Raw genomic sequence first — 22,248 nt, forward strand, 5'->3', positions numbered from 1 at the left:
GGGCATTTTATTGTTGTGAATTGTTATATAATATGTTACAATAGAATTTAAGGCGGTGAATGCTTAATGATAAGCAAGTTAATATCTAAGCTCGGCTACACAAGAATAATAGCGCTGAGCTTTATTCCTGTAATACTGATTGGAACTTTCCTTTTGTGCCTGCCGATTTCCTCGAAAACAGGGGAATGGACAAATTTTATTGATTCACTTTTCACATCGGTAAGTGCAACCTGCGTTACGGGATTGGTTGTATTTGATACATTTACTCATTGGACAATTTTCGGACAGCTTGTTATTTTGGCAATGATTCAGATCGGCGGTCTTGGACTTATGACCATAATTACAATGGTTTCCATATTTCTGCGCAAAAAAATCAATATGCGTGAGCGCAAAATGATGATGCAGTCATCGGGAAATACTCAGATTGACGGTACTTTAAAACTCGTTAAGAAAATAGTCGGAGGTACTTTTATATTTGAGGGAATAGGAGCAGTATTGCTCGCATTCCGCTTTTGTCCGCAAATGGGAATGTTAAAGGGAATATATTATAGCTGTTTCCACGCCATTTCTGCTTTTTGCAACGCAGGCTTTGACCTTATGGGATTTCGCCAACCGTATTCTTCGCTGACTTACTATACAAATGATTACTATGTAAACATAATTATAATGTCGCTTATTGTAATCGGCGGTATCGGCTTTATTGTGTGGAATGACATTTTAAAAAATAAATTTCATTTTTCTAAATATTTGCTTCATACTAAAATAGTTCTTGTTGCAACGGCAATTTTGCTTGTCGCAGGCGGACTTGGCTTTTTTATTTTTGAATACAACGGCGAGCTTGCCGACAAGACTGTTCCGCAAAAAATTGTAAACGCTATGTTTATGTCGGTAACCACGAGAACGGCAGGTTTTAATACAATTGACCTTTCAAATCTCTCGGATTCCGGCACATTGCTTTCGCTTATTCTTATGCTTATAGGCGGCTGCCCGGGTTCAACGGCGGGCGGTCTGAAAACAACTACAATAGCGGTGGTTGTGATTGCGGTATTTGCAATGGCGAAAGGCGGTGACGATATAAACACTTTTAAGCGCAGAATTGCGTCTGATGTGGTTAAGCAGTCGGCGGTAATTATTTTGATTTATCTCTTTGCGGTTATGCTTTCGTCAATGATTATTTGCAGCGTAGAGGGATTGGGCATGTCGCAGGTATTGTTTGAAACCGCCTCGGCGGCAGGCACAGTAGGAGTGTCAAAAGGCATAACAAACCAAATCTCGGCAATTTCAAAAATAATATTAATGATAATGATGTATGGCGGACGAATCGGCGGACTTTCGCTTGTGCTTGTGTTTGGACAAAGAAAACCCGAAGCACCTGTAAAGCGCCCTACAGAACAGATATTAATCGGTTAAGGAGAAATATTTATGAAGTCGGTACTTGTAATCGGAATGGGAACAATGGGTATTTATCTTGCACGAAAAATGCAGGACCTCGGCAATGAAGTAATGATTGCAGACAAGGACGAGGAACTCATACAGGAGCTTTCACCTGAATTCAGCGATGCTTTTTGCGGTGATTGCTCGACAGACGGAATTTTGAAATCTATAGGAGTTAATACTTTTGATTATTGCTTTGTGACAATCGGTGAGGATTTTTATGCCTCTCTCGAAATTACTTCCATTTTAAAGGAACTCGGTGCAAAGTATGTAATTGCAAAGGCTAAAAGGTCAAGACAGGTTGAATTTTTAAAGAAAATAGGCGCTGACGAGGTTGTATACCCCAGCAAAGAGATTGCCGAAAACCTTGCGGTAAGATACAATGCAGACAATATTTTTGATTATATTGAACTTACATCGGAGTATTCTATCTTTGAAATTCCCGTTGTATCATCGTGGATTGGAAAAAAGGTAGAGGATGTTGATGTTCGCCGCAAACATAACATTAATATTATTGCGGTAAAAAATGATAATGAACTTAATCTGAACCTTGGCGGCGATTATGTCTTTGATGAAAACGACCACCTTGTAGTGCTTGGCAAATCAAGTGATGTGTTCAAGGTTGCATCGAATGTAAAAAGACCGTTACGATAATATGAATAGGGGGAACTCGGCAGGGTTCCCTTTTTTGAAAGGATGTTAATATGATAATAGCGGCAGTTGATTTGGGAAAAGCAAGAACAGGTATAGCAGTTTGCGATAAGACGGAGTTTTTAGCCTCGCCGCACACGGTAATTTTTGAAAAGTCACCCGAAAAACTTTTTGAAAAAGTGAAAGAAACCGTTGTGAATTTAAAGGCTGAAATAGTAGTTGTGGGACTTCCTAAGAATATGGACGGCAGTGAGGGCGAAAGTGCGCAGAATGCAAGAGCCTTTGCCGAGCGACTTCATACAGAAACAGGTTTGCAGGTGGATTTGCAGGACGAAAGAGGTACTACCATTACCGCACACAACTTTTTGAACGATACCAATACAAGGGGCAAAAAAAGGAAAAATGTTGTGGACGAAGTTGCCGCAACTATCATTTTACAGAATTATCTTGATAAAAGAAAAAACAACAGAAATTTGTGAATTATACAAATTGTATTTAACACATCTTTTAACATAAATGTTGAAAACTATGTGGAAAGTGTGAAAACAGATGTTAAAACACCGTTGAAATTACAGCCCTCTTACAAGTAACACCCAATACTTTACAGAAATGTAACAATTCAACAATTAATGCAGAAGTTTTCAACATCAATGTTAATAGTTGAATGTTAAAAGAAATTGATTACAAATAGTATTATTTTAGTGTCAAGTAATAAAATTAAACAAAAAATTTATGCGATTAATTCATATGTGGGGGACTAAAAAAGTCAAATAAAATCAGTGTTGAAATCAGCAATGGCAGATAAAGAACTTATGTCTGCTTATGAACACCATATGTTGTATTTGGCAAAGTGCAAAGATAAAAATTTAAGCTAAAATTTTTGACATTATTCTGACGAACCGAGCGAAAAAATTTTTAAGAAAAAAGCATGTAATTTTACATTAGAAACGAGTGAAATTATAATGGGTTGGTTTAACATATACGGCTTAATAATAATTGCCCTAATAATGATACCGAATATAGTATTTGCCATAAAAATACAAAATGGATTTGAAAATCTATGGCATAACAAAATTGTGGAAACACTTGAGCAAATCGGCAGATTTGGTTGTTTTGGCCTAATGATATTTAACATACCATATACTTACATTGGATTTTGGTTCGACAACGCATTAGCTGTATATATAATAGTATGCACAGTGCTTGTTACAGCTTACTGCCTTGTATGGGTAATATTTTTCAGAAGAAATTGCTTATTCAGGGCGGTAGCACTCTCGGTAATTCCGTCTGTACTTTTTCTGTTTTGCGCAGTAATGCTGTTGAATGTACCTTTAATTATTATGTCACTGATTTTTGCACCCTGTCATATATTAATAAGCGTTAAAAATGCCGACTTAAAATTAAAATAGCAAAACAAAAAGCACTCCTTGAGAATTAACTCAAAGAGTGCCGATTTTTTATTGGTTAAACAAAAATGTTGTTGAAAAGAATTACCGAGATAACACCGCAGGTTGAGCCGAGTAACATACCGCAGACTACATCTGTAAGATAATGAACTCTCAGATAAATTCTTGAAAAGCCAATTAAGAATGCAAGCATAAGAATTGGCAGGCAAGCCGCAGGCTGACATCTTAACAGCGCCGTTGTGGCAAATGCAAATGATGCCGTAGTGTGACCTGACGGGAACGAGTAGAACCTCGGTCTGTTTATAATCTGCTCCTCGTCCTCAAGAAGATGACAAGGGCGTGTCCTCTTTACAAGATGCTTAATAATGATTTCGCCCATAAGGTGAGCAAGGCAGAGGGCGAAAACAAAGTTAAAGCCTGTTTTTCTCCACTCCGGTACAACAAAGAACGGTATGCAGATCGCCCACCATACAAAGCCGGCATTGCCCAGCCTTGAAGATGCCACCATAATCTTGGTTAAAGCAGGCTTGTGCATTCTGCTGATATTATATAGAACTTTGTTGTCAACTGTTTGAATGCGTCCGAACATATAACAAAACTCCTAATCAACGCTGATATTGCTAAATTTCCAAAAGCTGTTAATATTAGTAGCAAATAATTACCAACTGCTGAACAATATCGTTACACATCTTTATTATATCACAAGAGTTTTGATTTGAACAGAGCTTTTATAAAATTTATCTTAATTTTATGTTGAGCAAATGTGCAACAGAGGGGATACTCTCACCCTGTCCTGCCGATGTCGGACTCATCAGCGCACCTGTTGCCATAAAAAGTATATTGTTGTATTTTCCGCTGTTTACGGAATTTAGAATTTCAGAGCAAAACACCGAGCCTGCACATCCGCACCCCGAACCGCCTGCGTGCACATCTTGCCCTTCTAAATCAAAAATCATCATACCGCAGTCATAGTGCTTTGGCTCAAGGTCAATGTTTTCAAGGCTAAGTAAGTCATACAGCGAGCGACTGCCCACCAAACCTAAATCTCCTGTAAAAACAGCGTCATAATCAGACGGCTTTGTGTTTGTGTCGTTAAAATAATCAATGAATGTTTGTGCGGCGGCAGGCGCCATGGCAGCGCCCATATTGTTTGCGTCGGTTACGCCGAGGTCAACTATTTTTCCGGCTGTTGCCCTTGCTATGCAAGCGCCTTTTTTTGCGTTGCTTACAATGCAGCACCCCGAACCCGTAACTGTCCATTGTGCGGTAGGTGTGCGAACTCCGCCGTATTCAAGCGGAAAGCGATACTGTCGCTCAGCTGATGCAAAATGTGAAGAGGTCACGCACGCAGCGATATTTGCCGCCTTGCTTTCAACAAATACGGCTGTCATCAGCAATCCCTGCGCCATGGTAGAGCAAGCGCCGTATTGCCCGAGATAAGCAATATTAAGGTCACGCAGTCCAAAGCTTGAGGATATGCACTGATTAAGCAAATCGCCTGCAAAAATATAGTCGATGTCCTCAGCTTTTACATCAGCTTTTTGCATAGCGGTTTCAACCGCTGTAAACTGCAATGTGCTTTCCGCCTGCTCATAGGTGCTTTTGCCGTTGTAGCTGTCATAAATAATTTTGTCAAAGCCTTTTCCAAGCGGGCCTTCACTCTCTTTTTTGCCTGCCACAGAGGCATATCCGATTATAGTCGGCATTTCTTCAAAGCCGAGAGTGTGTCCTCCTATTCTTCGTATCATAAAAAAACTCCCTTCTGCACTATTATCTGCAAAAGGGAGTAAAATATTTAATTAAGATGATGAGTGAAAAATCAATATCCCCAACGGTCAAAGAATCTTACATCTTCATAAGTGAGAATATAGTTTTGGCTTTCGTGAAATTCGCTGTCAACAAGCAAAGGATTATACATATAAAGTATTCTGTGCTGAACCGCATCGTGGTTTTGATCAAAAATATAGCTTACTGCCTGCTTGCATGAATCGTTGGCAGGAATATCCGTACTGCCTGTGTAGTGATATTCTTTAATGATTTCGGCTACACTTGAAAATCCGTCAAAGCACATTGCGTCCTTTACCGACTGGGCAATAAGTGACGCACCTACAAATCCGCCCGAACCAAATTCGCCCATGCAAAGTCGCTCAAGCAAATCTCTGTCGGCATCGTTTAAAGTAACCTGTCCGCATTGGTAGGATTTATCGGGATTATCAATGGCTACAAGATATCCTGCATTCCACTGTTCGTTGTAGTCGGCAGGCTCGGCAACGGGAATGGCTGTTGCAAACTGAACAGTAGCCTTTTGTGTTGTTGCCTTGGTAGACGCCTTTGTAGCCTTTGGTTTGGTTGTCGGCGCTGTTGTTGGCTTGCTTGTGGGTTTTGTTGTTGCTTTCTGAGTAGCGGCAGGCTTTGTTGTAGGAGCTTCGGTAGGCTCACTTGTTGCCGTATCAGCTGTTGCAATCTTTGAAATATTAGGATTTATGCGATTTTTCAGTGCCACATCCGAAGTGGATACGGCAGGTCTTTTGGTTTGCGGCGTAAGCGCAGATATTACAGTGTGACCCAAAAGTGTGAATATCAGCACTCCGAGAATAACGGTAAGTACGGTATTTAGCTTATTTTCGAAAAATTTTTTCATCCTCATCAGCCTTTTTTATTATTTTGTGCGAGTACACGCTCGTACTATAAATTATAGCATAATTTATTGATTATTTCAACTATATTTTATACTTATGTTAAAATTGCAATATTTTTAAAATTTCCAGTGAAAATTTTTGATATAACAGAGTAAATTTTGACTATTGCTTTGCTTTGCACAGGTGCTTTTTTGTTGAGTATGCCACACATATATCCAAAATATACAAATTAAAAGCAGGATAAAATTTGTAAAAAATGCTTGAAAAATGCGTTATTTCGCATTATAATAAATGTGTATGAGTGTAGAGGCTCAACAATAATCGAAAGGAGAAGTACACATGATTTATTCAAATGAAGTAGAAAAGATGTGCACTGTCGCAAAAGGTCCAAAACACGGTCCTGCACCTATTCCTGAAGAGGGTAAGTGGGTAAAATCCTATGATATTAAGGATATTTCAGGTCTTTCACACGGTATTGGCTGGTGCGCACCTCAGCAGGGTGCTTGCAAGCTCACACTTAATGTTAAAGACGGTATCGTAGAAGAGGCTCTTGTAGAAACAATTGGTTGTTCAGGTATGACTCACTCAGCTGCTATGGCTGCTGAAATTCTCCCTAACAAAACATTACTCGAGTGCCTTAATACTGACCTTGTTTGTGATGCTATCAACACAGCTATGAAAAACATTTTTGAGCAGCTCGTTTACGGCAGAAGCCAGACAGCTTTCTCAGAGGGTGGTCTTCCAATCGGCGCAGGTCTTGAGGACCTCGGTAAGGGACTCCGTTCACAGGTTGGTACAATGTACAGCACAAACGCTAAGGGCGTTCGTTATATGGAAATGGCTGAAGGCTATGTAATCAAGACAGCTCTTGATGAGAACGACGAGGTTTGTGGCTATCAGTTCGTAAAGCTCGGCAAAATGCTCGAGGACATTCGTCACGGTGTAGAGCCAAACGAAGCTTACAAAAACAACATCGGTCAGTACGGTCGTTTTGATAATGCGGCTAAGTACATTGACCCTCGTGAAGAATAATTCGGTAGGAGGACACTATAATGGCAGTTACATTTGAAAGTATGGAAAGAAGAATGCCTAAAATTGAGAAGTGCCTTGCCGAATACGGTATTGCAAGTCTTGAAGAGGCAAGAGAGCTTTGCAACAGCAAGGGTTTTGACGCTTATGACATCGTTAAGGGCGTTCAGCCAATCGCATTTGAAAATGCAGGTTGGGCTTACACACTTGGTTGTGCAGTAGCTATTAAGAAGGGTGTTAAGACAGCAGCAGAGGCTGCCGAGTGCATCGGTATCGGTCTTGAGGCTTTCTGTATCCCGGGTTCAGTTGCTGAGCAGAGAAATGTTGGTCGTGGTCACGGTAACCTCGGCGCAATGCTCCTCAGAGATGAAACAAAGTGCTTTGCATTCCTCGCAGGTCACGAGAGCTTTGCTGCCGCTGAAGGCGCAATCGGTATTGCTCGTAACGCTAACAAGGCAAGAAAAGAGCCACTTAAGGTTATTCTTAACGGTCTTGGCAAGGATGCAGCTTACATCATTTCGAGAATCAACGGCTTTACATATGTAAAGACTCAGTTTGATTACTTCACATCAGAGCTCAAGATCGTTGAAGAGAGAGCTTTCTCAGACGGCGAGAGAGCTGCTGTTCGCTGCTACGGTGCAGACGATGTTCGTGAAGGCGTTGCTATCATGCAGCATGAGAATGTTGGCGTATCTATTACAGGTAACTCAACTAACCCAACTCGTTTCCAGCACCTTGTTGCAGGTACATACAAGAAGTGGGCTATCGAGAACGGCGTTAAGTATTTCTCAGTTGCTTCAGGCGGCGGCACAGGTCGTACACTTCACCCGGATAATATGGGTGCAGGCCCTGCTTCATACGGTCTTACAGACTCAATGGGCAGAATGCATGGTGACGCTCAGTTTGCAGGTTCATCTTCAGTTCCTGCTCACGTTGAGATGATGGGTCTTATCGGTATGGGTAACAACCCAATGGTAGGCGCAACAGTTGCATGTGCAGTTGCAGTTTACGAGGGTTTAAATAAATAAATTACCTTTCGGTTAATGCAATTAGGGAGGTCGCAGAGTTTTTTCTGTGACCTCTCGTTTTGAGTTCGGATTTATACAAAGTATATAACAAGGGGTTATAATATGAGTAATTGGAACACATTTTTAAAGTCTGTACCTGCCGGCGTAATGATCGGCTTGGGCGTTACGGCTTTTATTTCGTCAGAAAACAAGGTATTCGGTTCAATTTTGTTCTGTCTGGGACTTTTTGGTATATGCGCATTCGGCTTTAATCTTTTTACAGGTAAAATCGGATATGTTATCCCTACAAAAAATAATCCGAATTGTCTTATGATTTGGCTCGGCAACCTTGTCGGTTGTCTTATAACAACAGTTCCGCTCAGATTTGCAAGTCCAAAGTACACTGAGGCGGCAAAGGTAATTGCAGAAAACAAACTTTCGCAGAACTTTTTGCAGACATTCATTCTCGGCATTTTTTGCGGTATGATTATGTATATTGTTGTTGAAAATTACAGCACAAACAGCAGTCCGCTGGGTAAATATCTCGGTATTTTTCTCGGTATTCCTGCTTTTATATTTGCAGGCTTCGAGCATAGTATTGCAGATATTTGCTATTTTTCTTATGCAGCGTCATCACTTGAACAGGTTGCGCAGATGTTTGTTTACATATTAATAGTATCGGTTGCAAACGGAGTCGGTTCTGTTATTTTCAGAGCATTTACTGTAATGTATAAGGAAAAAGTTAAAAAATAAAATTTGAATATAACATTTATATGTAAAAATATTCGGTCGGCAGTTGTATAAATTGCCGACCTTTTGCATTTTTATTAAAAAGGTATTGATTTTGATAAAATTTTATGCTATAATTACAAAGTAATTGCAAGCCATATGCATGCAATTAAGTGAGCGGCAGGCCCTGTACGATTGGGGTCTGTGAATCATGTCAGGCGGGGAACCGAGCAGCATTAAGCAGTATTGCCGATGCGATGCAGTAAGTCTGTCGTTCACTTATTTGCATGACGCCGTATAATATTCGGCTGACGGCTTGCATTTTTTATTGAAGAGAGGTGTTTTGTATGTACCGTGTGCTTTACCGCAAGTGGCGACCTGCCGTGTTTACCGATGTTTCGGGACAGGAGCATATTACCTCGACTTTGCAAAACGAGGTTTCGTCCGGCAGACTTAACCACGCTTACCTCTTTACAGGCTCACGAGGAACAGGCAAAACCACCTGCGCAAAAATTCTTGCCAAGGCTGTAAACTGTCTTAATCCGCAAAACGGCAATCCTTGCGGCGAATGTGAAATCTGCAAGGGCATTGATGACGGAAGTATTCTTGATATTGTCGAGATGGACGCCGCATCTAACCGTAAAATTGATGATATTCGTCAGATAATTGACGAGGTACAGTTTAAGCCCGCAAAGTGCAAATACAGGGTGTATATTGTCGATGAGGTACATATGCTTACCACAGAGGCTTTTAACGCTCTTCTTAAAACGCTTGAAGAACCGCCCGAGCATGTAATTTTTATACTTGCCACTACCGAGGTTCACAAGCTGCCGCAGACAATCCGTTCAAGATGTCAGCGATTTGATTTTCACAGAATACCGCCTAAGGCGATAGCAGACAGAGTAGAGTATGTGGTTTCGCAGGAAAATGCAGAGATTACCGAGTCGGCGGCGCTTATGCTTGCATCTGTTGCAGACGGCGCACTTCGTGACGCACTTTCGCTTTTGGACAGTTGTCTTGCCGTAAGTTCTCATATTGATGAGGAAGTAGTCCGCAATGCAGCGGGACTTGTAAGCAAAACATATCTTTTTGAACTTGCAACGGCTATAATTAACAAGAATCCCACAAAGTCGCTTGAGATAATAGACAGGCTGTATTCCGAGTCAAAGGATATGGCAAGGCTTTGTGATGAACTTGTTGAACATTTCAGAGCATTGATGCTTATTAAAACAATCAAAAATCCGAGAGATATTCTGATAATGTCGGACGATGAGTTTGAGCAGGCGGTTACGCAGTCGGATTATCTTTCGCTTGCAGATATAGTTTTCTATATGGATGTGCTTTCAAGGGCATATCAGCGAATGGGCAGGGGAACAGGCGACAGAACAGAGCTTGAGATGGCTCTTGTAAAGCTGTCGGCAACCGAACTTGACGGCACGGTAGAGGCATTGACCGCAAGAGTTACTGCACTTGAAAAAGCGGTAAAGCGTGGAATTACCGTAAATTACGCACAGCCTGCACAGCAGAGCGTACAGGCGGAAGTTGCGCAATCGGCAAGTGTACCGAATACACAGACCGAAGTTGAAGAACCGTTTGCAAAACCCGAACCGGAGCACAAGAAAGCACCTGTTGCAAAGCCTGCACCGGAGGTTAAACCTGTTGTGCAGAGAGCAAGCGTAAATCTTGATGAGCTTTACGACAACGCAGTACCCTTTACAAGGTGGGTAGAGGTGGTAAACAGCTTAAGGTCGGTTTCAAGGTCAATAGCCGCAGCGTTTGCAGGATCAACCGCATATGAAAGCGGAAACTATCTTTTGATTGACACAAACAATGAGCTTGCTTTTGATTTGCTTAGGCAAAACGGCAGAAGAGCAGAGATTAAGTCGGCACTTTTAGAGCTGACGGGCAAAAATTACAGTCTTGGACCTTACAAAAGGTCAACACCTAAAAAAGAAGAAAAAACAGATCCGCTAAACTCTTTGGTGCAAAGCCTTGAGGGCAGCGGAGTGAAAATAACACAAGAATAATTTGTAAATTGAAAGGATGTTTTTAATATGAAAGCAAGATTACCAAAGGGCTACGGCAACGGCGGCGCAAACAATATTCAGCAGCTCGCTCGTCAGGCACAGAAGTTACAGGACGATATGGAGCAGGCATCACAGGAGCTTGAGGCAAAAGAGTATTCAGCTACTTCGGGCGGCGGCGCAGTAAGCGTAACAGTTACAGGTAAGATGGAACTTTCAAAGGTAGAGATTTCTCCTGATGTTGTAGACCCTGAAGATGTAGAAATGCTTTCTGACCTTATTATTGCAGCTGCAAACGAGGCTTTAAGAGCTGCTCATAAGGAAAAGGAAGACACAATGGAAACTATTTCAGGCGGACTTAACATTCCGGGAATGTTCTGATAATGCCTGAATATAATGTAGCTCCGCTTGAAGTATTGGTGGAGCAGTTTGAAAGAATGCCCGGTATCGGCCACAAAACAGCGCAAAGGCTTGCGTATTATGTGCTTAATCTGTCAAAAACAGATGCAGAGGCACTTGCAAAGGCTGTAACCGATGCTCACACAAAAATTCACTATTGCGCAGAGTGTTGTAACCTTACGGACAAAGAGCTCTGCCCTGTATGTGCAAACCCGACAAGGGATAAGTCAGTGATTTGTGTGGTAGAAACTCCCCGTGACGCCTCAGCAATCGAAAAAACACACGAGTACAAGGGTGTGTACCATGTTTTGCATGGCTCAATTTCTCCGCTTAACGGAATCGGCCCTGACAACATTACCATAAAACAGCTTTTGGCAAGATTTAGCGGTGATGATGTTAAAGAGGTCATTATGGCAACGAACCCTACCGTTGAGGGCGACGCAACAGCACTTTATATTTCTAAGCTGTTAAAGCCGCTCGGCGTAAAGGTTACAAGGCTTGCCTATGGTATTCCTGTCGGCGGCGACCTTGAATATGCAGACGAATACACACTTGCAAAGGCTCTTGAAGGCAGGAGTGAAATATAATGGCTTCATTAAAAACAGTAGCGCAGAACAAAAAGGCACATCACGATTATTTTATTGAAGAATCTTTTGAGGCAGGCATTGAGCTTTGCGGAACAGAGGTAAAATCAATCCGTGCAGGCAGAGTAAACCTTAAGGACAGTTGGTGCTCTATAGTTGAGGGCGAAATTTTCATAAACGGAATGCATATTTCTCCCTATGACCACGGCAATATTTTTAATCGTGACCCAATGCGTGTGCGCAAACTGCTTATGCACAAAAAAGAAATCAACCGCCTCTTTGGTATTGTAAAACAGACGGGCTATTCGCTTATACCGATAAGTCTTTATTTTAAAGACAGCAAGGTTAAAGTGCAGGTGGGTCTGTGCAAAGGTAAAAAACTTTACGATAAGAGAGAGGATATGGCAAAACGCTCTGCAAAACGAGATATGGAGCGTGCCATTAAGGAGCAAAACAGATTTTAATTCTAAAAAATCTACACAATTAACATACCGTTGCAGTTTTTCTGTAACGGTATTTATTTTTGCGACAAAACTGTATAAAAATAACACAAATCGTTGACTTTTTGCGCTATTTGAATTAAAATAATATAAATAGCTTAGTGCGTAAAAATACAGCGTTATTGCGTTGTGAAAGGAACTATTTATGAAGTTTAAAAACCTGTTTGTCGGTGATACCGACAATACTTTTATTCAGTTTTTCAGGTATTGCTTTGTAGGCGGTTTTGCCTTTGTTGTTGATTTTGGCGTAATGACATTATTAACCGAGGTGTTCTCGGTTTACCCTGTTGTATCGTCGACAATTTCATTCATTGCCGGACTTGTGGTAAACTACCTGCTCAGTACATTTTGGATATTTAAAAATTCAAAAATAAAAAACAGATTTGCGGAATTTCTTGCCTTTGCACTTATCGGTGTAATCGGTCTCGGAATTAATGCCGCAATTATCTGGCTTTTCCAAAATCCGCTTGCGACAGGTCTTGTGTTTGGCGGTGAATCTGCTGTGGTAAACGGCGAAACAAAGTATTTCTGGCTTTGGGGTATTCAGTATTACCACATCGGCAAGATAGTTTCTACTGTAGTTGTATTTTTATGGAACTTCTGCGGCAGAAAATTTATTTTATTTGATAAGAGCAAAAAATAATTTTGTTACAGATAGAGAGGAAATATAATGAAAAAAGTAATTATTATCGGAGCGGGCCCTGCAGGTATCACAGCGGCAAATGAGCTTTTAAAGGATACAAAAGGCGAATATGATGTTACAATTCTTGAGGAAACAGAGCGTATAGGCGGTATTTCTCAAACGGTACGCTACAACGGCAACCGTATGGACATCGGCGGTCACCGCTTTTTCTCAAAGAGCGACGAGGTAATGAATTGGTGGAGCGAGCTTATGCCTGTACAGGGCAAGCCGTCTTTTGACGATAAAATTCTCGGCAGAGAAAAGCCGCTGGTTGAAAACGGCCCTGACCCCGAAAAGGACGACAAGGTTATTCTTGTGCGTGACAGAGTTTCAAGAATTTACTATAACAAGCACTTCTTTGATTACCCCGTTACAATGTCGGCGGCAACAATTAAAAATATGGGCTTTCTCACCACAATGAAAGCAGGTTTCAGCTATCTTAAATCCGTAATGTTCAAAAAGCCCGAAGATTCTCTTGAGAATTTCTACATTAACCGTTTCGGTAAGGTACTTTATTCAATGTTTTTTGAGGGCTATACAGAAAAGCTGTGGGGCAGACACCCAAGCGAGATTTCGGCAGACTGGGGTTCACAGCGTGTAAAGGGACTTTCAATCAGAGCCGTATTAAAGGATATGTTCTCAAAGGCATTCGGCGGCAAAAAATCATCAAAAGAGGTGGAAACCTCGCTTATTGAGCAGTTCTGGTACCCAAAGTACGGTCCGGGACAGCTTTGGGAGATTGCAACCGACAGAGCGATTGAAAGAGGCGCAAAACTTCTTAAAAATCATAGTGTAAAGAATATTGTATGCAAAGACGGCAAGATTACAGCCGTTATTTGCAATACTCCCGAAGGCGAAAGGACTATTGAGGGCGATATTTTTGTATCGTCAATGCCTGTTAAAGACCTTGTTGCAGGTATGACAGGCGATGAGCCTTCAAAGGAGATTAAGTATATTGCAGAGAATCTTCCTTACAGAGATTTTGTTACGGTCGGACTTCTTGTTAATAAACTTAACCTTAAGAATGAAACCAAGATGAAAACTCTTAACAATATCGTACCCGATTGCTGGATTTATGTTCAGGAAACCAGCGTAAAACTCGGCAGAATTCAGATTTTCAACAACTGGTCGCCGTATATGGTGGAAGACCCGGAAAATACAGTATGGATCGGACTTGAATATTTCTGCGCCGAGGGAGACGATTTCTGGAATTTAAGCGATGAAGAGTGCATTAAGCTTGCTACAAAAGAACTTGAATCAATGGGCGTTATCAGTTCAAGCGAAGTTCTCGACTCTCACCGTGAGAAAATCAAAAAGGCTTATCCCGCTTATTTTGATACTTATGCTCAAATGGACGAGCTTATCAAGTATCTTGATACATACACAAACCTTTACTGCGTCGGCAGAAACGGTCAGCATCGTTACAATAATATGGACCACTCTATGCTTACCGCTATTCGTGCCGCTGAGGCTATAAAGGCAGGCAAAACAGACAAGGGCACAATTTGGAATGTAAATACCGAAAAAGAATACCACGAAACAAAGTAATCGGTTTTGGAGGTAATCTGATGGAATTTAAACCTAACCATTTGGTGCAGGATGAGCACAGCCTTGTAAAAAGGGAAAATCATCCTTGCAACGGTTTTATAAAATTTGTAACTTCACATCCGTACATTGCGGTTGCAATATTGTGCCTTGCAAGCACGTTTATTACAACGAGCACATCATTCGGAAGTCTTTTGCCGATATTTGCGATTGTTCCTATGCTCGTTGTATTATTTGCGGGAGTTCCTGTCGGAATTTATTTCAGTTCAAAAAACACAATCGATGACGACAGCAGAAAAAAGATGGCTTTGTTTATGTCTGTCGCCTCATTTGCAGGTGCGATAGGGCTGTTTTTAATAATACTTATGAAAGGCTCAACGGCTTTTCATATTCTGAATTACGGTTTGCTTGTGTCGGCGCTTGTGCTTATTTACCTTGCCTGTACAGACAGACTGACGGATAAGGCTTTTGTGGTTGTAATTTTTGCACTCGGCTTTGTGTTAAGGCTTGCCTATGTGCTTTATACCGATATTTCGGTAAGACAACACGATGTCGGAAATTTCGATATGGAAATAGGTCATTGCGGATATATAAGATATTTTTACGAAAACTTTAATCTGCCTGATTTTGATGTAAGAAATTACTGGCAGTTCTATCATCCTCCGTTCCACCATATTATAGCGGCATTATGGATGCGTTTGCAGACATTTTTAGGTATAGATTACTATGCTGCGGGCGAAAATGTGCAGATTCTCACACTTTTCTATTCATCAATCTGTATGGTCCTTTCATATAAGATTTTCAGACAATTGGGTTTGAAAGGCAGAGGTCTTGTATGTGCAGTCGCAATAGTGGCTTTCTGCCCCACTTTCTACATAATGGCAGGCAGCGTAAACAACGATATTCTTTCGATTGCCTTTATGCTTGCGGCTGTTTTAAATACGCTTTATTGGTATAAAAATCCGACTTTCCCGAGAATTATGGCAATTTCTCTTTGTGTTGGCTTGGGAATGATGACAAAGCTTTCCGTATGGATGGTAGCACCTGCAATTGCGTTTGTATTTTTATATGTTTTCTTTAAGAATTTAAAGGACTTTAAAAAGTACCTCGTTCAATTTCTGTGCTTTGGCGTTGTGTGTGCACCTCTTGCACTGTGGTGGCAGGTAAGAAATCTTTTGAAATTCGGAGTACCGCTTACCTATGTGCCGGCACTTTCAATTACAAGCGACCAGTATATCGGAAATTTGCCGTATGCAAAAAGACTGTTTGACTTCGGTTTAAATCAGTATGCAAATGTAGGCGATCAGTTTGTCACCTACGGTGCGTCATATAATGAGTACAACCCGCTTGTGGCATTGTTCAAGACATCAATGTTTGACGAACTTATAAATACAAACAATTATCCGAAAATTGCAGGGTTTAACATTATTTTGTTCTGGTCTGCGGTTATTATCGGAATATTCGGATTTGCGGCAATGATTTATGCTTTTTGTAAAAGGAAAAATTCAGCCCTTAACAATGCGCATAAAATATTTATTGCTTTGATATATGCAGTATTCTTTGTATCATATTATATTTTCTGTTTCCAATTCCCATTTGTATGTACAGAAAACATAAGATATGCAGTACCGCTTATAATACTCGGAGCATTCTTTACGGGACTTGCGGTGCAGTGTTTAGGCAAAGCTTCAGACAAAAAATATAAATCTGTTGCAAGAGGAGCAATTTACACTCTTGTAACGGTATTCAGCGTTTCTTCTGTACTTGTTTATTATATAGTAGGAATGCCGTAACAGTATAAAAGCTCTCTTTTGAGGGCTTTTTGATTTGTAACGGATTTGTAACTTCAATAAACAGAGATTTTACCGAGTATGTATTGATTTTCATATTTAATTGGTGTATGATTAGTTAGAATTATAATTGACATATTTTGTCCAATTAATTTTATGAGGTAATAATATGAGGATAGTAATTGTCGGATGCGGTAAAGTCGGCACATCTATAGCGTCCCAGCTTAATGCGGAGGGGCACGACATTGTTGTAGTGGATATTGACCGCAACGCTGTGCAAAATCTTTCTAATTCCCTTGATGTTATGGGAATAGAGGGTAACGGTGCATCGTATGAGGTGCTTGCGGAGGCAGGGGCGGAAAAGGCTGACCTTGTTATTGCGGCGGCGGCTCTCGATGAAGTAAATCTTTATACCTGCCTTATGGCAAAAGCTGCGGGTACAACACACACTATAGCAAGAGTAAGAAATCCGCAATATGCGGCGGATATTCACCGTGTTAAAGATACTCTCGGTCTTTCAATGTCTATCAATCCGGAGCTTACGGCGGCAAAAGAAATGAGCAGACTTCTCAGATTTTCGGGTGCTCTTGAAATCGACACTTTTTCCAGAGGCTCGGTTGAACTTATAAAAGTCGCTCTTCCCGAGAATTCTTCAATAGCGAATAAAAAGATAAGCCAGATTGATATTTTAAAAGGTAAAGTCAGAATTTGCCTTGTCGAAAGAGGTGACGAGGTATTTATTCCTAACGGTGACTTTGTGCTGCTTGGTGGTGACAGAATTTCTGTTGCGTCAAAGGCCGATGTGGCGGCAAAATTCTTTAAGCGTATCAGCGTATCAATCGGTAAAAGCCGAGATGTGATTTTGCTTGGTGGAGGTAAGATTTCGTTCTATCTTGCAAAAAACCTTATTGCTTCGGGTGCAAGCGTAAAAATTATTGAAAAAAATTCTGATCGCTGTTGGGAACTTACAAACATACTTCCCGAGGCCGTTGTTATTCAAGGTGACTGTATGGATCAGGATCTTCTCTTAAGCGAAGGTGTTGAACACGCCGACGGTGTGGCTGCACTTATGGACTATGATGAAGAGAATATCCTTATTTCTCTTTATATTCAGAGCGTGTCAAAGGCAAAGGTTATTACTAAGGTAAATAATACTTCTTTTGACTCTATTCTTCACGGCTTGAAAATAAAAACAATTATTCACCCTAAAAATCTTACGGGCGAGTATATTGCAAGTTATATCCGTGCAATGCAGAATTCACTCGGCAGTAATGTAGAAACATTGTACAAACTCAATGATGACGCTGTAGAGGCGCTTGAATTCAGAGTGCGCAGTACATCAAGAGTAACGGGTATTCCTTTGCAGGAACTTAATTTAAAAGATAACTTGCAGGTTATCAGCATTAATCGTCACGGAAAAATTATACTTCCGCAAGGCAGCGATAAAATTATGTGTGACGATACCGTAGTTGTAATTACTAAGCATAAAGGCCTTAGCGACCTTGATGATATTTTAAAGCATTGAGGTTAAATAACTATGAATAAACGAAGTATTATTTATATTTTGGGTTGGGTGCTTATAGTTGATGCCGTTGCAATGCAGATAGGCACAATTACATCTTTAATTTACGGTGAAAAAGAGGCGTGGTATTTTGTGCTTACCGGTGTTGTAAGCGCAATACTCGGTGTACTTGCTATAAAGGTTAAAAAGCCTAAAAATATGGTGCTTTACCAAAAAGCAGGTTTTGCATCAACGGCGCTTAGTTGGATTTTGCTTTCGCTTGTAGGCTGTATGCCGTTTTGGCTTAGCGGAGAAATCCCGTCTTTTATAGATGCTTTTTACGAAACCGTATCGGGCATCACTACAACCGGCGCAACAATTCTCAATGATGTAGAGGCGCTTAGCAAAGGTATGCTTATGTGGAGAAGTTTTCTTCACTGGTTAGGCGGTATGGGTGTTATCGTCTTTTTGCTCGCAATAATCCCTAAACTCGGCGGACAGCAGAATATTTTTCTTATGAAAGCAGAAAGCCCCGGTCCGATTATCGGCAAGGCAGTGCCACGAATGAGAAATTATGCCACTATGCTCTACGGCATTTATATTACTCTTACCGCACTTGAGTTTATTTTGCTATTGTTTGGCGGACTTAATGTATTTGAGGCGATAAACACGAGCTTTTCAACCGCAGGTACAGGCGGTTTCGGTATTTACAACAGCAACGCAGCGGCTTTTGACAGCTACTATGTGCAAATGGTAATCGCTGTATTTATGCTTTTGTTCGGTGTGAATTTCTCAGTTTATCTTTGCCTTATCGCAAGAAAATTTAAGCAGTCGCTTAAATTTGAGGAATTGTGGATATACCTCGGAATAGTAGCGGTTTCAACTGCAATTATTGCGTTTAATATCAGCTCTATTTACAAGCCGTATGACGCTTTTCATCAGAGCTTTTTCTATGTGACCTCTATTATTTCAACAACAGGTTTTGGACTTACAGATGTGAACAAATGGCCTGAACTTTCCAAAACCATTATTATAATTCTTACATTCATAGGTGCGTCGGCAGGCAGTACGGGCGGCGGATTTAAAATTTCCCGTATTATCCTGCTTTTTAAGGAGGTAAGAAAGGAATTTTCTCTCCTTGTACACCCACGAAATGTTAAACTCGTAAAAATGGACGGCAAGGCAGTAAATCACGATATTATGCGTACCACTTCAATGTATTTGGTGCTTTATATAGGTGTGTTTGCCATTAGCTTTTTGCTTGTTTCCATAGACAATATGGACTTTACAACAAGTTTTACGGCGGTAGCGGCAAATCTTAACAATACGGGCCCGGGCCTTGGTGCTGTTGGCCCTGTAGGAAATTATGCCGATTTCAGCATTTTGTCAAAGATAGTATTTATTTTCGATATGCTGGCAGGCAGACTTGAGATTTACCCGCTCTTGCTCCTTTTTGCACCGTCTGCATGGAAAAAATCGTAATATTTAACCACCTCACAGCAAATAATAGTTGTGAGGTGATTTTTTAATGTCAGAGGCAATTAACATAGCCGCCCAAAAGACAGCAAAGCAAAAAAGGATAAAATTTACATTTTATCAGAAAATATTTTTTCTGTATTTTTTAAATATTACAGATTGGATATGCACCGAGGCTTTGCTTGCAAGCGGATGTTTTGCAGAGGCAAATCCTGTAATGCAGCCTGTACTGAATAATTTTTGGCAAACCGTCATAATTAAAGGAGTGATTCCTCTTGCGGTCATTTTGGTGTGCTGTCTGGTGAATAAATGGGCAAATGCAGGCGACAGTCGTGTAATAAACATAATGCTGTATGTGGGCATTTCTATATACATGCTCGTAAATCTTTGGCATATTTTCAATTTTGTATTGCTCTTTTTCGTATTTTAATGTAAAATAATAAAGTATGAGTAAAAATGGAGGTGTTGTTTTTGCCCGCTTTATCAGTAAGTAATCTTACAATGACATTTATAGAGAGAAACCTGTTTACCGATGTATCGTTTGAAGTGGAGTCGAGAGATAAAATCGGCTTTATCGGTGCAAACGGCGTGGGCAAAACAACTCTCTTTAAAATATTGGACGGTGAAATTTCACCTACCTCGGGCAATGTTGTATTTGCAAAGGATACCGTTGTCGGCTATATGGAACAGCACGCCTGCAACAATCCGAGAATAAGCATCTATAACGAGCTTTTGTCGGTGTTTGATTATCTCACCGATATGGAGCAGGAGATAGCCGAGGTAACTAACGCAATAGAAAATAAGGACGGCGACCTAAATGCGCTTGTAGAGCGACAGACAAGGCTTATTGACGAGTTTGAAAGGCTCGGCGGACTTACATACAAAAGCCGCACACGCTCGGCATTGCTCGGACTTGGATTTATGGAATCCGAGCTTGATATGCCTGTCGGTAATTTAAGCGGCGGTCAGCGCTCAAAACTCAGCCTTGCAAAGCTGTTGCTTTCTAAGAGCAATTTTCTTTTGCTCGATGAGCCGACAAACCACCTTGATATAAGCGCAGTAAATTGGCTTGAGAGCTTTTTGCGTGATTTTAAGGGCGCAATGATAATCATTAGCCATGACCGATATTTTCTTGATAATGTAACGAATAAGACGATTGAACTTGAGCATTGCAAAACAATGTGCTACAAGGGTTCGTATTCCGAATTTATTAAGAAAAAAGAGGCATATAACGAGTCTTTAAAGAATAAATATGAGAATGACTTGAGCGAGATAAAGCGAATCGAAGGCATTGTTGAACAGCAAAAGCGCTGGGGCAGAGAGAGAAACTTTATCACCGCCGCAAGCAAGCAGAAAGAGGCAGACCGCATAAAGGCTCAGCTTGTTAAACCCGAAAGCGAGCTTGATACCGTTAAAATGCACTTTACTCCGAAGATTGAGAGCGGCAACGATGTTTTGATGTGCAGTAATCTTTCTAAAGCCTTTGGTGATAAAAAGCTGTTTTCTGATGTAAACATACATATCAGAAAGGGCGAAAAGGTGTTTATCCTCGGCGGAAACGGTTGCGGAAAAACAACCCTGTTTAGAATTTTGACAGGAAAATGTCCGCAAGATACAGGCGAATATGAATATGGCACAAATGTTACTGTGGGATATTTTGACCAGTTACAGCAAAATCTCAATTTGGAGAATACAGCCGTAGACGAAATATGGGATACTTTCCCACAAATGACGCAAACCGAGGTAAGAAGTGCGCTTGCCTCATTCCTTTTCAGAGGGGACGAGGTGTTTAAACCGCTTTCAAAGATGAGCGGCGGCGAAAGAGCAAGAATTTCTCTTGCAAAACTTATGCTCAAGGGCAGTAATTTCCTTTTGCTTGACGAGCCGACAAACCACCTTGACTCAGCATCAAGAGAAGAACTTGAAAAAACGCTTGCCGATTATAGCGGCACTTTGCTTATAATCAGTCATGACCGTTACTTTATCAATAAACTTGCCGACAGAGTGCTTGTGCTCGATAAAAACGGTATAACCGAATATCTCGGCAACTATGATTATTATGTTGAGCATATAAGAACAGAGCAGACAGAGGCTAAAGCAGAGGTTGCGGTAAAGAAAGAAAAACCGCAGAATGATTATTTCCTGCAAAAGCAAAGACAGAGCGAGGAGCGAAAAAGACAGACAAGACTTAAAAAGGCAGAAGAGGCTATTGAAAGACTTGACGAAGAGATTGCTCAAACTCAGGAGTTGCTTTCAAGCGAAGATGTAGCGGCAGATTACGAAAAGCTGATTGAACTTACCAAAAAGCTTGAGGATCTCCAAAACGAGCAGGAAGAGCAGTACGCAATTTGGGAAGAACTCTCTGATTGATTGTATTTGATAATAAAAAACAGCCGTATGAAAAATGCGGCTTATATCCATCCGTGGCGCAATTGGATAACGCAACAGATTCCGATTCTGGAGAGTGGGGGTTCAAATCCCTTCGGGTGGGCCAAAAAAATAAAAGACACCATAGTTGTGGTGTCTTTTGCTTTTTTGTAACACAAAGAAATCTAAGGGATTTGAAGCCGACCGTAAAGAAAACAGTCCGGTGGACTGTTTTTAGGGAGGAGCGTTGATGAAAGTTTGACTGTGAACAAGCCGCAGTAGGCGAGGTGGAAAGTAGAAAAAACGCAAAAAGTACTTCGGGTGGGCAAAAAAATAAAAGACACCATAGTTGTGGTGTCTTTTGCTTTTTTGTAACACAAAGAAATCTAAGGGATTTGAAGCCGACCGTAAAGAAAACAGTCCGGTGGACTGTTTTTAGGGAGGAGCGTTGATGAAAGTTTGACTGTGAACAAGCCGCAGTAGGC

General features: G+C 40.9%; 21 protein-coding genes, 1 tRNA gene and 1 other RNA gene. 20 read left to right on the forward strand and 3 right to left on the reverse strand.

What is annotated here, in order from left to right; translation table 11 throughout:
- Positions 1-66 precede the first annotated feature (66 nt).
- From DXC23_RS11970 to DXC23_RS11985, 4 genes are all read left to right on the forward strand, one after another.
- Positions 67-1,410, forward strand: a complete 1,344-nt coding sequence (locus DXC23_RS11970) for a TrkH family potassium uptake protein (protein WP_117706732.1) — start codon at positions 67-69, stop codon at positions 1,408-1,410.
- Between the two features lie 12 nt (positions 1,411-1,422).
- Complete coding sequence (locus DXC23_RS11975) at positions 1,423-2,088, forward strand: TrkA family potassium uptake protein (protein WP_117706734.1); 666 nt, start codon at positions 1,423-1,425, stop codon at positions 2,086-2,088.
- 50 nt (positions 2,089-2,138) lie between these two features.
- Positions 2,139-2,564 carry a Holliday junction resolvase RuvX gene (ruvX, locus tag DXC23_RS11980; protein WP_117706736.1) on the forward strand — a complete coding sequence of 142 codons (426 nt, stop codon included), beginning with the start codon at positions 2,139-2,141 and terminating at the stop codon, positions 2,562-2,564.
- A 483-nt stretch (positions 2,565-3,047) separates the two neighbouring features.
- Entirely contained in the window at positions 3,048-3,494 is a 447-nt protein-coding gene (locus DXC23_RS11985) for a hypothetical protein (RefSeq protein WP_242997517.1), read from the forward strand.
- 55 nt (positions 3,495-3,549) lie between these two features.
- Here the strand turns inward: DXC23_RS11985 and DXC23_RS11990 are convergent, their stop codons facing one another.
- The 3 genes from DXC23_RS11990 to DXC23_RS12000 all read right to left on the reverse strand — a co-directional run bounded on the left by DXC23_RS11990 (position 3,550) and on the right by DXC23_RS12000 (position 6,132).
- Positions 3,550-4,080 (reverse strand): phosphatase PAP2 family protein, encoded by a 531-nt coding sequence (locus DXC23_RS11990; RefSeq protein ID WP_117706740.1) that lies wholly within the window; start codon positions 4,078-4,080, stop codon positions 3,550-3,552.
- A 148-nt stretch (positions 4,081-4,228) separates the two neighbouring features.
- Complete coding sequence (locus DXC23_RS11995) at positions 4,229-5,239, reverse strand: stage V sporulation protein AD (protein WP_117706742.1); 1,011 nt, start codon at positions 5,237-5,239, stop codon at positions 4,229-4,231.
- A 71-nt stretch (positions 5,240-5,310) separates the two neighbouring features.
- Positions 5,311-6,132: a hypothetical protein gene (locus DXC23_RS12000; RefSeq protein ID WP_117706743.1), complete on the reverse strand. Its 822-nt coding sequence runs from the start codon at positions 6,130-6,132 to the stop codon at positions 5,311-5,313.
- Positions 6,133-6,469: 337 nt separating this feature from the next.
- Here DXC23_RS12000 and DXC23_RS12005 point away from each other — a divergent pair, with 337 nt between their 5' ends.
- The 16 genes from DXC23_RS12005 (at position 6,470) to DXC23_RS12080 (ending at position 21,890) form a co-directional block, all read left to right on the forward strand.
- On the forward strand, positions 6,470-7,162 hold the full coding sequence (locus DXC23_RS12005; RefSeq protein WP_117706745.1) for a hypothetical protein: 693 nt from the start codon (positions 6,470-6,472) through the stop codon (positions 7,160-7,162).
- A gap of 20 nt (positions 7,163-7,182) precedes the next feature.
- Positions 7,183-8,187 (forward strand): GGGtGRT protein, encoded by a 1,005-nt coding sequence (locus DXC23_RS12010; protein ID WP_022235207.1) that lies wholly within the window; start codon positions 7,183-7,185, stop codon positions 8,185-8,187.
- 102 nt (positions 8,188-8,289) lie between these two features.
- Entirely contained in the window at positions 8,290-8,919 is a 630-nt protein-coding gene (locus DXC23_RS12015; protein ID WP_117706747.1) for a formate/nitrite transporter family protein, read from the forward strand.
- Between the two features lie 154 nt (positions 8,920-9,073).
- Positions 9,074-9,172, forward strand: an RNA gene (gene ffs, locus DXC23_RS12020) — signal recognition particle sRNA small type.
- A gap of 70 nt (positions 9,173-9,242) precedes the next feature.
- Positions 9,243-10,922: a DNA polymerase III subunit gamma/tau gene (gene dnaX, locus DXC23_RS12025; RefSeq protein WP_117706749.1), complete on the forward strand. Its 1,680-nt coding sequence runs from the start codon at positions 9,243-9,245 to the stop codon at positions 10,920-10,922.
- A 27-nt stretch (positions 10,923-10,949) separates the two neighbouring features.
- Positions 10,950-11,300 carry a YbaB/EbfC family nucleoid-associated protein gene (locus tag DXC23_RS12030; RefSeq protein ID WP_117706751.1) on the forward strand — a complete coding sequence of 117 codons (351 nt, stop codon included), beginning with the start codon at positions 10,950-10,952 and terminating at the stop codon, positions 11,298-11,300.
- Positions 11,301-11,302: 2 nt separating this feature from the next.
- The gene (gene recR, locus DXC23_RS12035; protein WP_117706753.1) at positions 11,303-11,905 is read left to right on the forward strand and encodes a recombination mediator RecR; all 603 of its coding nucleotides are present in this window, start codon (positions 11,303-11,305) and stop codon (positions 11,903-11,905) included.
- A complete protein-coding gene (smpB, locus tag DXC23_RS12040) occupies positions 11,905-12,366 on the forward strand; it encodes an SsrA-binding protein SmpB (protein WP_022235212.1) in 462 nt (153 codons plus the stop codon). Before recR ends, smpB begins: the two co-directional genes overlap by 1 nt.
- A 181-nt stretch (positions 12,367-12,547) precedes the next feature.
- Positions 12,548-13,045 carry a GtrA family protein gene (locus tag DXC23_RS12045; protein WP_117706755.1) on the forward strand — a complete coding sequence of 166 codons (498 nt, stop codon included), beginning with the start codon at positions 12,548-12,550 and terminating at the stop codon, positions 13,043-13,045.
- 27 nt (positions 13,046-13,072) lie between these two features.
- Entirely contained in the window at positions 13,073-14,632 is a 1,560-nt protein-coding gene (locus tag DXC23_RS12050; RefSeq protein WP_117706757.1) for an NAD(P)/FAD-dependent oxidoreductase, read from the forward strand.
- Positions 14,633-14,652: 20 nt separating this feature from the next.
- A complete protein-coding gene (locus tag DXC23_RS12055) occupies positions 14,653-16,422 on the forward strand; it encodes a glycosyltransferase family 39 protein (RefSeq protein WP_117706759.1) in 1,770 nt (589 codons plus the stop codon).
- Between the two features lie 166 nt (positions 16,423-16,588).
- Positions 16,589-17,944: a Trk system potassium transporter TrkA gene (trkA, locus tag DXC23_RS12060; protein WP_117706762.1), complete on the forward strand. Its 1,356-nt coding sequence runs from the start codon at positions 16,589-16,591 to the stop codon at positions 17,942-17,944.
- A 12-nt stretch (positions 17,945-17,956) separates the two neighbouring features.
- Positions 17,957-19,402 carry a TrkH family potassium uptake protein gene (locus DXC23_RS12065; protein ID WP_117706763.1) on the forward strand — a complete coding sequence of 482 codons (1,446 nt, stop codon included), beginning with the start codon at positions 17,957-17,959 and terminating at the stop codon, positions 19,400-19,402.
- Between the two features lie 46 nt (positions 19,403-19,448).
- Positions 19,449-19,826: a DUF5658 family protein gene (locus DXC23_RS12070; protein WP_117706765.1), complete on the forward strand. Its 378-nt coding sequence runs from the start codon at positions 19,449-19,451 to the stop codon at positions 19,824-19,826.
- 41 nt (positions 19,827-19,867) lie between these two features.
- On the forward strand, positions 19,868-21,766 hold the full coding sequence (gene abc-f / locus DXC23_RS12075; protein ID WP_117706767.1) for a ribosomal protection-like ABC-F family protein: 1,899 nt from the start codon (positions 19,868-19,870) through the stop codon (positions 21,764-21,766).
- A gap of 47 nt (positions 21,767-21,813) precedes the next feature.
- Positions 21,814-21,890, forward strand: a tRNA-Arg gene (locus DXC23_RS12080).
- The last annotated feature ends 358 nt before the right edge of the window (positions 21,891-22,248 follow it).

It is taken from the genome of Eubacterium sp. OM08-24, from assembly GCF_003438075.1.
Classification (GTDB): Bacteria; Bacillota; Clostridia; order Oscillospirales; family Acutalibacteraceae; genus Ruminococcoides.

Bases quoted from the DNA above. Each gene is read 5' to 3' on its own strand.
- ruvX (WP_117706736.1), top strand. From the start codon at position 2,139: ATGATAATAGCGGCAGTTGATTTGGGAAAAGCAAGAACAGGTATAGCA.
- DXC23_RS11975 (WP_117706734.1), top strand. From the start codon at position 1,423: ATGAAGTCGGTACTTGTAATCGGAATGGGAACAATGGGTATTTATCTT.
- trkA (WP_117706762.1), top strand. From the start codon at position 16,589: ATGAGGATAGTAATTGTCGGATGCGGTAAAGTCGGCACATCTATAGCG.
- DXC23_RS12010 (WP_022235207.1), top strand. From the start codon at position 7,183: ATGGCAGTTACATTTGAAAGTATGGAAAGAAGAATGCCTAAAATTGAG.
- DXC23_RS12005 (WP_117706745.1), top strand. From the start codon at position 6,470: ATGATTTATTCAAATGAAGTAGAAAAGATGTGCACTGTCGCAAAAGGT.
- DXC23_RS12015 (WP_117706747.1), top strand. From the start codon at position 8,290: ATGAGTAATTGGAACACATTTTTAAAGTCTGTACCTGCCGGCGTAATG.
- DXC23_RS12030 (WP_117706751.1), top strand. From the start codon at position 10,950: ATGAAAGCAAGATTACCAAAGGGCTACGGCAACGGCGGCGCAAACAAT.
- DXC23_RS11995 (WP_117706742.1), bottom strand. From the start codon at position 5,239: ATGATACGAAGAATAGGAGGACACACTCTCGGCTTTGAAGAAATGCCG.
- DXC23_RS12070 (WP_117706765.1), top strand. From the start codon at position 19,449: ATGTCAGAGGCAATTAACATAGCCGCCCAAAAGACAGCAAAGCAAAAA.
- smpB (WP_022235212.1), top strand. From the start codon at position 11,905: ATGGCTTCATTAAAAACAGTAGCGCAGAACAAAAAGGCACATCACGAT.
- DXC23_RS12000 (WP_117706743.1), bottom strand. From the start codon at position 6,132: ATGAAAAAATTTTTCGAAAATAAGCTAAATACCGTACTTACCGTTATT.
- DXC23_RS12055 (WP_117706759.1), top strand. From the start codon at position 14,653: ATGGAATTTAAACCTAACCATTTGGTGCAGGATGAGCACAGCCTTGTA.
- DXC23_RS12050 (WP_117706757.1), top strand. From the start codon at position 13,073: ATGAAAAAAGTAATTATTATCGGAGCGGGCCCTGCAGGTATCACAGCG.
- dnaX (WP_117706749.1), top strand. From the start codon at position 9,243: ATGTACCGTGTGCTTTACCGCAAGTGGCGACCTGCCGTGTTTACCGAT.
- DXC23_RS11990 (WP_117706740.1), bottom strand. From the start codon at position 4,080: ATGTTCGGACGCATTCAAACAGTTGACAACAAAGTTCTATATAATATC.
- DXC23_RS11985 (WP_242997517.1), top strand. From the start codon at position 3,048: ATGGGTTGGTTTAACATATACGGCTTAATAATAATTGCCCTAATAATG.
- recR (WP_117706753.1), top strand. From the start codon at position 11,303: ATGCCTGAATATAATGTAGCTCCGCTTGAAGTATTGGTGGAGCAGTTT.
- DXC23_RS11970 (WP_117706732.1), top strand. From the start codon at position 67: ATGATAAGCAAGTTAATATCTAAGCTCGGCTACACAAGAATAATAGCG.
- DXC23_RS12045 (WP_117706755.1), top strand. From the start codon at position 12,548: ATGAAGTTTAAAAACCTGTTTGTCGGTGATACCGACAATACTTTTATT.
- DXC23_RS12065 (WP_117706763.1), top strand. From the start codon at position 17,957: ATGAATAAACGAAGTATTATTTATATTTTGGGTTGGGTGCTTATAGTT.